This window comes from Flagellimonas baculiformis (assembly GCF_033441575.1).
In the GTDB taxonomy this organism is placed as follows: domain Bacteria; phylum Bacteroidota; class Bacteroidia; order Flavobacteriales; family Flavobacteriaceae; genus Flagellimonas; species Flagellimonas baculiformis.
This window is the reverse complement of sequence record NZ_JAUZVW010000013.1, coordinates 68,376-83,333: the sequence shown is the minus strand read 5'-3', so window position 1 is coordinate 83,333 and position 14,958 is coordinate 68,376. Positions and strand designations below refer to the sequence as shown.

Sequence of the window (14,958 nt, the reverse complement as noted above, 5' to 3'; positions counted from 1 at the left end):
ATGAAAAAAAGTCTTATGAAATCAAACAAATTTAGATGGAAGGCCATGTTCGCGGCATGCCTGTTTTTTTTAGTTACGGGATTTGTATTTTCCCAAAACCTCGAATACAAATGGGAGAAAACCACCTCCAAGGGGTATTCCTATGAATATGTGACCCATGATCCGATGAAAACCCGTTTTTATACCTTGGACAACGGGCTTCAGGTCGTACTCAGTGTAAACAACCGAACACCTCGAATTGCCGTAAACATAGCTGTTAGGACAGGCAGTAATACCGATCCAAGGGATCACACGGGGCTGGCCCATTACCTGGAACATATCCTATTTAAGGGGACGGATAAATTTGGCTCTTTGGATTGGGAAAGGGAAAAACCCTTGTTGGATAAAATCGAGGCATTGTATGAAAAGTATAATTCGACGCAGGACACCCTATTGCGCAAGGAAATTTACCAAGAAATAGATCGGGTGTCCAATGAAGCTGCAAAATATGCCATTGCAGGGGAATACGATAAATTAATGACCGAGATCGGTTCAGAGGGTACCAATGCGCACACTTGGATGGAGGAGACCGTTTATAAGGAGAATATCCCGTCCAATGCCATCGATAAGTTTCTGAAGATACAGGCAGAACGTTTTAGAAAACCTATTGTACGCTTGTTCCATACCGAATTGGAGGCGGTCTATGAAGAGAAGAACAGGTCTTTGGACAATGATGGCCGCAAAATGAACGAGGTGATGAACGATGCACTGTTTCCCACACATAATTATGGGCAGCAAACCACCATAGGGACCATTGAGCACTTGAAGAACCCATCAATCACCGCCATAAATGAATATTATGATACGTTTTATGTGCCCAACAACATGGCCATCATCATGGTCGGGGATTTTGATGCGGACCAAATGATAAAAAAGGTTGACGAACATTTTTCCTATATGCGTCCAAAACCCGTTGAAGCCTATGATCCAGCTCCTGAAAAGCCAATGGATTCGCCCTTGGTACGGGAAGTCTATGGACCAAGCCCGGAGCACATCAGATTGGTATGGCGTTCTCCTGCGGCCTATACAAAGGACGCTCAGGTCCTTAACCTGATCACTTCCATATTGAATAATGGAAAAGCAGGACTTTTTGATATCAATATCAATCAAAAGCAAAAATTACAAGGGGCCTATAGTGGGTTGATGCAGTACAAAGACTATGGTGTTTTCATGGTTGGAGGTGGCCCCAAGCAAGGACAAAACTTGGAACAGGTGAAAACCATTTTGTTGGAGGAGCTGGAAAAGCTCAAAAAGGGAAATTTTGACCTGGACCTGTTAAAAGCCATCGTCGCTAATTATAAGTTGGATGAACAAGAAGCCTTAAAGTCGAATGACAGTCGATTGAACGCGCTCCTGAACGTTTTTATAAAAAGCAACAACACCGCATGGGACAAAGATGTGGCCTACCTGAGCAGCATGGCGCGACTCACCAAGGAAGACATTGTAAGGGTGGCCAATACGTATTTATCGGAGAATTACCTTACCCTTTATAAAAGGCAAGGGGAGGACAAGAATATGGTGAAAGTGGACAAACCACCGATTACGCCCATTGAGACCAATGCAGGAAAAGAGTCCCCGTATGTCCAAGCCATCAAACAGATGGAGGTGGTCCCGATAGCACCGAAGTGGATTGATTTCAAGAAGGACTTGGATATCGATAGGGTCGGTCCGACGGACCTGTTCTATATCCAGAACATGGAAAATGAACTGTTTACCATGGAGTATCGCTTTGGGATGGGGTCGTACAACAGCAAGTATTTGCCCATTGCATTGAATTATCTAAATTATTTGGCAACCGACAGCTATATTGCTGAGGAAATCAATAAAAAGCTATATGCCCTGGCAAGTAACTATAGAACAAACGTATCTTCTGAAACGACCCGTATCACCATTACGGGGCTTCAGGAAAACTTCCGGGAAGTTGTTGGTCTCATTGAGCACATCATCCGAAATTGCAGGCCCGATGAGGAGGCACTGGCCAAACTGAAGGAACGGATCATGAAAGGGCGCTCGGACAGTAAATTGGAAAAGCGTGCTATTTTATATGGATTGACCAACTACGCCACATATGGGGCTAAAAACCCCTTCAACGATGTACTGTCGAACGAGGAGATACTGACCATGACCCCTGGGCAATTGACCGATATACTCCATGGGCTATTTGATTTTGAACATGATGTCATCTATTATGGCCCCAAGTCCAAAGGGGAATTGAAATCAACATTGAACTCGATCCATTCCTTTCCGGGTGCTTTCAAACCCTATCCAGAGCAAACGACATACACGTACAAAACACAAGATAGGAACCGAGTTTTGTTTGCCCATTATGATATGGTCCAAAGCGAGATACAATGGATACGGAACACGGAGAAGTATGATCCCGAAAAAGAACCCATGATCAACCTGTTCAATGCCTATTTTGGTGGAGGCATGGGGTCTGTTGTTTTTCAGACGATTCGGGAATCAAAGGCCTTAGCCTACGCTACATATGCCCAGTATGCCATTCCATCCAAAGAAGAACAAATGTTCCGGATGTTGGCCTATGTTGGTAGCCAGTCCGACAAAATGCTGCAGGCTGTAGATGCCATGGATGAATTGTTGGACGAACTCCCATTGAACCGCGAGGAAATACGCGCCAAAAAAGCGGCCATCAAACAAACGATAGCCACCCAACGAATAGTGGAAATAGAGCCCATCTATCACTATTTGGAGGCCAAAGAGAAAGGGGTGGAGTATGATATGCGTAAAAAAGTGCATGACTCCATGGATGATATCACGCTTCATGATATCCAACTGTTTCACAAGGAGAAACTAGCGGATAAACCGTATACATACTGCATTATAGGGTCAGAGGAGCGAATCAGTGAGGGAGACCTGAATACAATTGGTGAGGTTGAAAAATTGACCCTGGAGGAAATATTTGGCTATTAGACTGGTAATCGTATGTGGTTGACCAAGATGGCATTGTTGATGCAAACCAGAAAACATTTGTTTTCTGGTTTTTTTATTTGCCTCAAGGGAAAGGACGGATTCTGGGAATTTTCAAAAATGGATCATCGGAACAATCGTATGTTTTAGCTGGTAGCTTGTTTTATAGACGTTTCTTTGTGCTACCATGCTTGTTTTACCATGCCGGGAGTGGACAGCTATGCCTGTCATTTGCAATGCGCTTTCTGAAATATCGAGATTGAATTTTACTTGGTACAAAGGGGAAAGGGATGACCATTGGGATGGATTTTCAGTATATGATATGATGTTTTGAAAATGACACCTGAATATATCGATCTAAAAACTTGTCCTAAAGATGGGGGGTGTCCATGTGGACAGGTAGGCAGAATACCTTCCATTTGTATCCTTAGGAGTAATTTTAACATTTTTCAATAATCAGATAATCAATTCCTAAGAGTAGGATTTGCATATTATTTAAAATTAATCCAATTAAAAGTTGTGTTAAAAAATGCGTCGTTTTAAATTAGCGCCTCACTATTTGGAATAATTATAAATAAAAATAAATGAATAAAATCTACTTGCTTTACTTCGCTCTATTTGGAATGTTCAGCACGACCTTTGGGCAAAACACCTCCATTCAAGGAAAGGTACTTTCCGATTCCGGAGCCCCGATTGCCAGTGCCAACGTCATCGTATTGAACTCTAATATGGGTACGATCACAGACGACAACGGTACTTATGAACTGAAGGGAATCACCCCGGGCAAGTATATCGTACAGGCTTCTTACATTGGCTATGAAACCATTGAAAACCCAATTACCTTAAAAGAAGGGGTCGCCTTAGCCTTGAATTTTACTTTAAGTGAATCCGCTACACAGCTACAAGAAGTTGAGATAATCGGTAGAAAGGAAAGAAATTACAAAAACACCACATCCTTCGTTGCCACAAAATCAGCCACAAAATTAGTCGATGTGCCACAGGCAGTGAGTTACGTGACCAAAGAAGTCATTTTGGACCAAGCAGCGTTTACGGTGAATGACATTGTTAAGAATGTTAGTGGTGTCAACCAGTTTTCATTTTATAATGATTTGACCATGAGGGGTTTTCGTGTACAGGGACAGCAAAATAGTAGTATACTTTTAAATGGCTCCCGTATGATGACGAGTTTTTGGAGCCAACAGATCATTCCACATGTGGAACGTGTTGAGGTGATAAAAGGCCCGGCATCCGCCCTTTTTGGAAACGCCTCTCCCGGAGGGACCATAAACACGGTTACCAAGAAACCCCTGGAGACCACCAAACAATCCATCAGTGCCAGTATGGGGAGCTTTAATACGTTTCGATTTTTATCCGACTTTACCGGGCCGATGACCAAAGACAACAAGCTATTGTACCGTTTGAACATCGGGTATCAAAACACGGATGGTTTTAGGGATCTGCAATTCAACAAGAATATTGTGGTGGCCCCTTCGTTTTCCTTTATCCCAAACGAAAGGACCCGCTTGAACTTTGATGTGGTCTATCAGGACAATAAAGGACGTTTGGACCGTGGACAGGCGGTTTTTGGCGATGGCGATCTCTATTCCACACCGATCACTACCTCCTTGAGTGCAGAAAATGACTATTTGAACGAACAAAACCTCAATGTGACCTTATCATTTCAGCATAGGTTCAATGAAAACATAAGTTTTAACAGTACCTATCTGAATTCCTCTTATGATGAAGACCTTTTGGAGCATAGAACCGCCAATAACTTTTTGGCGCTTGGTGATGGTTCTTTTGATATTACCCAAGTGGCGATGCGGGTGTTTATTCGTAAGCGATCTTGGAACAATCAGAACTTTACGAATTACCTCAACTTTGACTATGACCTTGGTGATATAAAAAATAAGCTTTTGGTGGGATACGATTATTTTCAGCAAGAGCTTGAACCCGGGGGGTCACAATTGGAGGCAAACGCCTATCTTTTACAAAATGGGACCGCAACCAATTCCTTCAATGTCGCCAATAGTGATAATTATGTACTTGACGAGGATGGAAACCCTGTCGCCAATGTAGCTCCTTTTGATTTGACCTCTTCGAACGGGAATGCGATGCGGGACATGAGCAATTATGTGTACTCCATTCGAAACTATGATAGATACAAACAAACTGGTAATGGTATTTATCTGCAAAACCAGTTCAGCTACAAAAAGTTCAATCTTTTGCTAGGTCTTCGGTACGATGATTTTACTGATTTCTTAAACTACGATACCGATGCGGAAGAAAAAGTAAGACAGGACGCTTTTTTACCGAGAATCGGTATGGTCTATAAGGCTACGCCCAACCTAAACCTCTACGGGACTTGGGTCAAGGGGTATCAACCCCAGACCGCGACCGAAATAAGCAATCCTGAAGCGGGAGGGCCTTTTGACCCATTGACCAGCGAATTGTTCGAAGCAGGGGTAAAATCAGAGTGGTTCAACAAAAGGTTGAGTGCTACTTTGGCAGTGTACACGCTAAACCAAAAAGGCGCTTTGTACAATGCCAATGATTCCAGCAACTCCGATTTATTGCAACAGGTCGGTGAGGAAAAATCGGAAGGTGTGGAAGTGGATGTGTACGGACAGGTTATGCCCAATTGGAGTGTGGTCATGAACTACGCCTACAACCATGCCTACTTTACCGAAGCGGATGAATCCACAATCGCTATTTTTGGCAACCAAAAACCAAATGCACCCAGAAATACCTTCAATTTTTGGACGAAATATATCATTGACCGAGGCGATTTCAATGGTCTGGGCTTTGGACTTGGTTATGATTATGTAGGGGAACGAAACGGTTCCATTGTCAGGGACCCGGAGCTGATCCCTATTTTCCCAAGCTATGGATTGGTCAATACCGCTGTGTACTATCAGGTGGATAAATTTCAGATCCAATTGAACTTTAACAATGTGTTCGACAAGACCCATTGGGTAGGAGGATATGATTTCTTGAGAGCCTTCCCTGGGAGACCCCGGAATATTATGGCAACAGTCTCATATACGTTTTAGCATTGAAATCATCAAAGAAGAAACTTTTTAAAATCCATAGTTGGATTGGAACCAAGTTGAGCATACTATTTTTTATAGTATGCTTTTCTGGTACCATGGCCACCCTGAGCCATGAGTTGGACTGGCTATTTATTACAGAAATAAGGGCAAAACCACAAAAGGAATTCGCTTCTAGAAATACAATTCTTGCCAACCTTAAAGAGCACTATCCGGACGGTCAGGTTTCTTATTGGATGCGTACCGAGGAACCGTACTTGTGCGACATTATCTACATGGAGCACGACGGCAGACAGACCTATGTCTTTGCAAATCCATATACAGGAAAGATTCAGGGGAACGCCAATCTCACTTTTCAACGTTTTTTCAGGGACCTGCACTATTTTTTGTTCATGCCCTTTTATCAGTTTGGTTATTTCATCGTGTTGAGCTTTGCCTTTCTGCTGCTGATTTCCTTTTTAACGGCTTTGTTCTTCTATAAAAAATGGTGGCGAAAACTGTTTGTGCTTGAAGTAAAAAAAGGACCGCTAGTGTTTTTCAGAAGCCTCCATAGATTGATCGGGCTGTGGTCGATTCCGTTCTCCATCCTGTTTTCGATTACCGGGATATGGTATTTTATAGAACGTGCAAACATTGCAGATGTACGCACAAAAGTCAATCCCAAACTCCCCAAACTGGACAACTATATTGTCACGGATAGTATGGACCTTGCTTATGATATTGATTATGATAAGGTAGTTCATGTAGCACAACAAGCCATTCCGTATTTCATGGTGGAAGACATGAACATACCCACTGATTATGACAGCCCTGTGTATCTAAGGGGCAAATCAGATGTGCCATTGGTCCGCCAGCGTGCCAATAGGGTGTATGTAAATCCATATACATATGAAGTGATCGGGGTCCAGAATGCCAAAACAATAAGTAAGACTATGTGGGTCAATGATATCGCCGACCCGTTGCATTTTGGCTATTGGGGAGGAATGGTGACCAAGATCATATGGTTTTTTATGGGCTTGGGGATATCATCCCTAGTGCTATCAGGGATATGGATCACCTTAAAGCGCAGGGCTATGCAACGAAAGAAGCAGCGCAAACCCGTTTTGGGCAAATGGAAATTCATCAACTGGGGCATATATATCCTTATGATGGCCAGCATGTATGTGCAATTGGTAAGGCGTTATCACACTTCAATTACGGGTATGGTAGTTATAAGCTGCGGTTGGATATTGGTTTTGCTGCTTACCTATTATGTTTTTGTTCACCGTCTAAACAAGGTGGTCGATGCAAATTAGGATAAAGTGAAAAGAATGGATCCGATTTGAAATTCACCTGAAAGCTGTGGAACAATGGATGCTCTAGTAGGCAAAGAGAAGGAGAAACGACTTAAAAATAAACGTTAACGCAGGCACCAAAAAATAATGGGAATCTACCGGGATATGCGTCTAGTTCACCTTCCCAAAGATTGTCATCGATAAGATCTTGAATGTCGGATTCATTGTTGCCATTATACACCTAATCATCTAGGTTTTCATCATCAATAATGACCGAACGTCGTTTCTTTTCATTGTGGATTTTGGTACACAGGGGGGGTACCCTTGACAGTCAAAACACCTCCTTCCATCGGTATTGTTGGCTTGATGTCAACCTGATCATTCATTTAGAAAGTATTGTCCTTTTGGTCGATTTGCTCAATTGGTGTACCAATTCCATAAAAAGGAGTGGGACCAAGTTTTGTACTGCAAGCGCACCCAAACCTTTAGGTTTTTGGCGGCCGCGACACGAACAGGAGAAGCGAGAGCTTGGTGCACAGGAGCATCGCCATTGATTCACTTTCCTTTGGAAAGCCCATTTTTAAAGGATTTGTCAAGAATATTAATTTGTGGGATTATTGCATTTTTGACAAATAATGAGCTCAGCCCAGAAGTATCAGTTAGTGGCAAGGGTTGGGATGCTTTCAGCACTCCACTTCGGTGCGGTCGCTTCTGTTTGGACTGCGATTCGGATGAACCAAATAGGTAGATACCCCAACTTATCTCTAAAATGAATTTAACCATTGGGAATTATTGATAGTAATTCAATTATCTATCGGGTACCCCCATGTCCGCCAGCCACTACAATCAATACTTTGATGCTTAAATAAACGAACTTAAAGAATTGGATTATTGGATTCATCATTAAAAATCGTTTGTATTTGGATATTCTTTTTGTCATATCTTTTTATTCTGGGATCAACCACCAAAAGGGTTTCATTTTTGCTTTATAGAGGAAGGCATGGTGCAAGGCCAACTTTAACCAGTGACCTGCCAGACCAATGGTTCCAAAAGTTTTGCCCAGTTTTCTGCCTTGGGTATCAGGATATTTGTTGTAATCTGGCACAATAGGATAAGTAGTGATGCTCACACCACTTCCCTTGGTCATCCCGAACCCAGCTGAAGCTATGCATGCTGCACCCATATTTCCCATAGACCCCTTGTGATGTAGTTCATTGGTAGAGTTTTTTATCATCCCAACAATGTTATCCGCTACCAATTTGGCAGTAATACCTGATGGCATTCCAGTTCTTGGAGGAGCTGGTGTGATATCCGTTCCATTTTTGCTCTTCCGTGGTTTGGAAATGCTGTGAGGTGGTGCAAAGGCAATGCCTGGAGCAAAAATATTCGGATACGAAGGATTCTGGTAGGTTTCTGGCCAATCCTGTACACTCCATTCCTCATAAGGTTTTGGTGTATAATCAGCATCAACAATCATAAATCCTTTAAAAAGTTTGTCCGTGATATCCTCACCACCCTTATTGTAGGCCTTAAAACCATGACCCGAAAAGGAAGGAATCAGCATGGCGAAATCATAACTTTCCTTTTTATAATCCCCATCCAAAGTTTCGTAATGGGCAACACCATCTTCTATTTCCTGGATTCCGGCGCCTGTAATCCAGGAAATCCCTCTGTCTTCAAAAATCATTTCCACCATCTCCTTGGATTTCATGCTATTACTGCCATAACTCATCAACATGCCATCCATACCAAAATCTCCCAGATGATATTCATTGGAAATCCAGGTAATCTGTGCCATGTCCCTCACTTTGTGCCTTCTCAATTCCTGCTCTACATTTAAAATATATTCAAATGCCGCGCCTTGACAGGTTGCTTTGGCATGACCTGTTCCAATCAGGATTTTCGCTTTTTTTCCTTGTTTCATCTGCTTGATCAAATTGTTCAAGGCGTTCCAAGCTTCATCTGCATGGGTATATGTGCAAACGGAATGTGTTTTGTTTTTACCAGGGAAAAGACCGTCGGTGGCTTCGAAGTTAAGTTTTGGCCCGGTGGCATTGATCAGGTAATCATACGTCACTTTTTCTGTGGTTCCTTTACTTTCTCCCGCTACGTATTCTGCCAACACGAAAGGTTTCATTTCCTCTTGATCCCCTTCCGGGTGAAAACTAATGGCCTTGGCCTGTTTATAATCAATATGTTTTTTTGCATACAAAGGTGCCAAAGGAAATAAGATGTCCTTAGGTTTCATTCTCCCAATTCCTACCCAGATATTGGATGGGATCCATTGGTAATTGCTGTTGGGTGAAACAACAACAACCTCGTGTTGTTTGGATAATTTTCTGCGTAGATGTGAAGCCGATACATGCCCTGCGATACCTGCTCCTAAGATTACTATTTTAGACACTTCAATATGATTTTTTATAAAATTAGCTGAACTGTCCTGTACCTACAGTAACCTATGTTACCCATAAAAGAGCTGTTCACGCGAGCAGTTTTTCCAATCAAATCAGAACAATGGAATATATCAATGGATATCGTTGGTCCTGGCTAAACAATTAGTGAGGTTGGGGCGTGGCTCAATAGCTTGTATCATCCAATTTGACCTTGCCGTGGAATGTTTTGTATAAAAAGAGAAAATACCCAGCCAATAGAGGGGTTCCTATCAGCACAATGGTCAACATGATGCCTAGGGACTTCTGTGAAGAGGCAGCATTGTAAATCGTTACACTATGTTCTGGGTCTATTGTGGAAGGCAATAAAACTGGATATAGCTGAAAAGCAACCAGCATTAATAAAAACGCCATGGTCAATGAGGAAAATACCAAGGCATTTGCATATTTCTTCTTGGAAACAAGCCTGGGTACATTTGCAACGGCTAAAAAGGCCAAGACTGGTACGATGAAAAAAACTGGATTTTCTTTAAAATTATCGGTTACCCCAGGAAGGTAAATTAGCGTATAAAAGGAGGTAAACGTAAAACTAAGTATAAAGAAAATCATCCCTTTTTTAAGCAGAAATGTTAATCTGGCGTGCAAACGCCCTTCGGTCTTCAGCAACAAGAAAATGGCACCTTGCATCATGAACATGGAGAGTGTGGTTAAACCCACCATAATTGCATAAGGACTTAAAAAAGTTAAAAAAGCGCCACCTTGATAACTGAAATTTTCACCAATTTCAAAACCTTCCAAAATATTGCCCAATACAACACCCAATAAAAAGGCAATCAGCATATTGGATGTAAAGTAAACGATATCCCAGGTTTTTCTCCACCAATTCATTTCTTCCGCACTTCGAAATTTTATTGCGGCTGAACGTAAAACCAGTAACAGTAAGAACAGCATAAAAGGGATGTACATGGCCGATAACATGGTAGCGTACATTACAGGGAATCCTGCGAATAGGGCACCACCACCGATAATGAGCCATACCTGATTGGCGTCCCACAAAGGTCCTATGGCATTAATGGCAATACGACGACTTAAATCTTTTCTAAAAAACAGGTGCCATGCCCCTGCGCCGTAATCAAAACCTTCCAAAATCGCATATCCTGAAAATAGTAATCCTACGACTAAGTACCATAGTGTGGGATAATCTATGCCTAAAAACGTTTCCATTTGATTGAGTTATTAAATTATTTCTAAAGCATTTTCATCATAGGGCCCTTGTTTTATTTTTTTGTTCAATGAGTAAATAAACAATAGGAAGAGTAATGTGTAGACCACAAAGAACAGGATAAGCGAAAATAATATTTGATTGGATGCCACTTCTTGCGAAAAGCCTTCACTTGTTCTTAGATGGCCATATACAATCCAAGGTTGCCTACCCATCTCTGCGGCAAACCAACCCACTTGATTGGCTATTTGAGGTAATAGTACGGCGAATGCAAAAATTCGAAGCAGCCATTTTTTATCAAAGAGTATTCCTTTCCACCACAAATAACTAGCGTATAGGGTTAACCCTATCAAAAATATACCTATGGAAACCATGATGTGGTAGAACTGAAATACTGCATTTATTTGACCTGGACGGTCTTCTTGCGGAAAGGCGTTTAAGCCCGTTACTGGTTTTTCAAAATCTTGATGCACCAAGAATGATAATCCTCCAGGCACCCCTATTCCCGTTACTTTTTGTTTCTCATTGTCTACCCAACCAAGCAGGTACATGTCAGCAGGACCATTTGCTTCGTAGTGCCCTTCCATTGCAGCCAATTTGGCTGGCTGGTTCTCGGCAACACCCTCTGCCGAACTATGGCCTGACACCAATTGTGTTAACGATATTGCGGTTGCAACGCCTAGGGCTATTTTAAACGCCTTTTTCGAAATTTCTATGTATCTCCCTTTCAGTAAGTAGTAGGAGTGAACACTTAAAACTAAAAATGCACCTGCCAAAAAGGCTCCTTGCCACACATGAATAATTCTATCAAGACTCGAGGGATTAAAAACCATTGCCCAAAAATCGGTGACTTCAGCTCTGGCGTTAAAGCCTTCCCCAACGATGTGATAGCCCGCTGGCGTCTGCTGCCAGCTATTGGCAACCACAATCCAAACAGCTGAGAACATGGACCCCAAAAAAACTCCGATTGCCGATATAAAATGAACCTTGGGCGATACCCGGTTCCAACCAAATATCAGCACCCCTAAAAAGGCACTTTCCAAACCAAATGCAAACAAGCCTTCGGCTGCCAATGCACTGCCAAATATATCACCGACATACCTGGAGTATACCGCCCAGTTTGTCCCAAATTCAAACTCCATTATGATTCCAGTGGCCACACCGATACCAAAAGTTATGGCAAATATCTTTAGCCAAAAACGTGTTAAAACCTCATATTGTTTTTTGCGTGTTTTTAAATAAAGCCCCTCCATCATTACCATAATGAGACCGATTCCAATACTCAGGGGTGGGTAGATATAATGAAAAGCTACTGTAAAGGCAAATTGTATTCGAGCGAGAATTTCAGTTTCCATGGCTTTAAAAAAAAATTTATCCAAAGGTATTCCGTAAGGCACTCATATCATGTAACACCTGTTACATATAACAGGAAAAATTGTTTTTTTTAAGTTCCCTAACGTTATCCCTAAGCTTAAAAACGGTCGTACTTTGAAGTGCTCTTTTCCAGAATACTACTTCCTGCCAAACTGGGAAGTATTGAGCATGATTTTAAATGAGCCGGACCTATTCCATTCCTCATGGATCTTATAAAGATATCCTCTCTTTTTGGAAAAGGGTTTTACCATGAATCAAGTCCGGTAAGCAAAGTAAGGTTGTATATTTGGACAAATAGAATCTAGAAGGGGCCATTGTTCCTTGGAAAGGCTGTTTATGAATTTAAAGTGCCATTTGTCCGAGCCAAAAATCCTATGTTTATCAGAAAAAAGCAAAGGGAAAGTAGCTTTACATGGTGTATAATATAAGAAAACCTAAATACCCAGTGACCATGCCCCTACATAGTTTGCAATTTATAAAGGGCATAAGGAAAGTGGCCGTTTATTTTCTCAAAATGTACCGTTAAAACTGTAATCCAAGATTCCAACTTATGTTGTCGTTCCATCACAAAGCATTTCTATTGATTCTTATCGGCCATTTCTGCTATTCCCAAAACAGCCTTCCCATCCCAACCAATTTTAAAAAGGCGTTTGAGAAAAACGCACGGGATAACTCAGGTATACCAGGTAACAGATATTGGCAAAATTCCGCAGATTACCACATTGGGGTAAAGTTCAATCCGGCCACGCGACAGTTGGAGGGCAATGTTGGGATTGACTACTTCAACAACAGTCCAGATACGCTTAACAAGGTTATTTTTAAACTGTTTCCCAATTTATACCAGGCAGGGGCCATCCGTAAAATACTGGTTTCCCCAGGAGATGTAGGCCCAGGAGTGGATATTCGTACCGTTCGTATGGACAATCGGTTGGTAACCCAGGAAAATATCAGGATAAGGGGGACAAATATGTCGGTCGGTGATACGCACATTCTTCCGGGCCAAAAAATCAGGTTTGAGATTGCCTATGCCTACGTATTGAACGAAAAATCGTTTGTGCGCACGGGACAGGTGGATCCAGGGGCATTCGTGGTTGCTTACTTTTTTCCACGGATCGCCGTTTACGATGATATAGATGGTTGGGACGAGTATCCCTATACAGGGAGGGAAGAGTTTTATAACGATTATGGCCATTTTAGGGCCGAGATCACGGTTCCTGACCACTACCAAATTTGGGCCACAGGTGACCTGAAAAACCCTGATTGGGTGTATGAACCCAAATTTGTGAAACGGATACAAGAGGCATCAAAGGGCGACGAGATAATGGATATCATCACGGCCAGTGATCTACATGAAGGAAATATAACGCAAAAGCATGGGTGGAATACTTGGATTTTCGAGGCCGAAGAGGTAAGTGATTTTGCATTTGCCGCCAGTGACCATTACATTTGGAAAGCTTCCAGTGTTGTGGTCGACCCTGCCACCAAGAGGCGCACCCGGGTCGATGCCGTCCATGATCCGGACCATTCAGCGTATCTACCAGTGGCAAACTATGCAAGAACAGCGGTATCATTGATATCATACCAGTTTCCCGGCATACCCTTCCCATATTCCCACATGACCATTTTTGAAGGCCTGGATGCCATGGAATATCCCATGCTGGTCAACAATCTCCCGTTTGAAGAAGGTGATGCCGTTATGTTTACCATGCATGAGATCTTTCATTCCATTTTCCCTTTTTATGTGGGCACCAATGAAACGAAATATTCATTTATGGACGAAGGCTGGGCCCCTTTGACAGAATTTATGCTTTATCCGTTTTTTGACGTTGACCATCCCTTAACCTATGATATGGGTGAAATAAATGATTCGGCGGGCATAGACCAGGATGTTCCAATCATGACCCTTACGCCCCAATTATATGGCAATGCTCGGTTTATGGACAAAGACCTTAAGCCCGCATTGGGATTTTTGTATGTGAAAGAGATGTTGGGTGAGGACCGGTTCAATGCGGCCTTGAAATTTTATATAGAACAATGGAAAGGAAAACATCCTACCCCCTATGATTTTTTCAATTGTTTCAATAAAGGCGCCGGGGTGGACCTAAATTGGTTTTGGAAGAACTGGTTCTTTGAAAAGAACCTACCGGATCTGGCCATTGGCAGAATAAAACATCATGGTTCAAAGTATACCGTTGTCATCGACAAAAATGAGGGTGCTATCGTTCCTGTCCATCTTACCATCCTATATCAAGATGACTCCAAAGAAAAGATCAAAAATGATATTAGCTGTTGGGCCAAGGGAAACACATCCATTACTATAACGTTCAGGTCTACAAAACCGATTAAAAAACTGATTTTGGGATTGGAGTATGATGTTGACATTGATCGGTCCAATAATGTGATCGACTTCGAGCCGCATTAAAAACATCATAAAGTGAACGATTGTGAACAATATGCTCTACTTGTTTTTCCAAGTAATTATATTGGTATGCCCTAAGAGTTTTATCCGGTTCTAGAGGGGTATCTATCCCGTAAAATTGCTTTTCTATTCCCAAAAATTGCTTTGATAACCTACTTGTCTTGGGACATTCAAGCGAAAAGGGCAAGTTGGGTTTCGTTCAGAATCGGTCTTCACCTTGACCGAAAACTACAAATAAGTAACCCCCTTGACGACTTGGACA

Annotated in this window: 7 protein-coding genes; 4 read left to right on the top strand and 3 right to left on the bottom strand. The window is 42.1% G+C overall.

Going from position 1 to position 14,958, the window contains the following annotated elements; genetic code table 11:
• Positions 1–15: 15 nt before the first annotated feature.
• From SD450_RS16320 to SD450_RS16310, 3 genes are all read left to right on the top strand, one after another.
• Positions 16–2,970 (top strand): M16 family metallopeptidase, encoded by a 2,955-nt coding sequence (locus SD450_RS16320; protein WP_318345521.1) that lies wholly within the window; start codon positions 16–18, stop codon positions 2,968–2,970.
• A gap of 581 nt (positions 2,971–3,551) precedes the next feature.
• Entirely contained in the window at positions 3,552–6,020 is a 2,469-nt protein-coding gene (locus SD450_RS16315; RefSeq protein ID WP_318345520.1) for a TonB-dependent receptor, read from the top strand.
• A 2-nt stretch (positions 6,021–6,022) separates the two neighbouring features.
• A complete protein-coding gene (locus tag SD450_RS16310) occupies positions 6,023–7,312 on the top strand; it encodes a PepSY-associated TM helix domain-containing protein (RefSeq protein ID WP_318345519.1) in 1,290 nt (429 codons plus the stop codon).
• Positions 7,313–8,237: 925 nt separating this feature from the next.
• Here SD450_RS16310 and SD450_RS16305 read toward each other — a convergent pair.
• The 3 genes from SD450_RS16305 to SD450_RS16295 all read right to left on the bottom strand — a co-directional run bounded on the left by SD450_RS16305 (position 8,238) and on the right by SD450_RS16295 (position 12,258).
• Positions 8,238–9,695 carry an NAD(P)/FAD-dependent oxidoreductase gene (locus tag SD450_RS16305; protein ID WP_318345518.1) on the bottom strand — a complete coding sequence of 486 codons (1,458 nt, stop codon included), beginning with the start codon at positions 9,693–9,695 and terminating at the stop codon, positions 8,238–8,240.
• 172 nt (positions 9,696–9,867) lie between these two features.
• The gene (cydB, locus tag SD450_RS16300) at positions 9,868–10,905 is read right to left on the bottom strand and encodes a cytochrome d ubiquinol oxidase subunit II (protein WP_318345517.1); all 1,038 of its coding nucleotides are present in this window, start codon (positions 10,903–10,905) and stop codon (positions 9,868–9,870) included.
• A gap of 12 nt (positions 10,906–10,917) precedes the next feature.
• Positions 10,918–12,258, bottom strand: a complete 1,341-nt coding sequence (locus SD450_RS16295) for a cytochrome ubiquinol oxidase subunit I (RefSeq protein ID WP_318345516.1) — start codon at positions 12,256–12,258, stop codon at positions 10,918–10,920.
• A gap of 569 nt (positions 12,259–12,827) precedes the next feature.
• On the opposite strand from SD450_RS16295, the gene SD450_RS16290 reads away from it, so the two are divergent.
• Positions 12,828–14,699: a M1 family metallopeptidase gene (locus SD450_RS16290; protein ID WP_318345515.1), complete on the top strand. Its 1,872-nt coding sequence runs from the start codon at positions 12,828–12,830 to the stop codon at positions 14,697–14,699.
• Positions 14,700–14,958 lie beyond the last annotated feature (259 nt).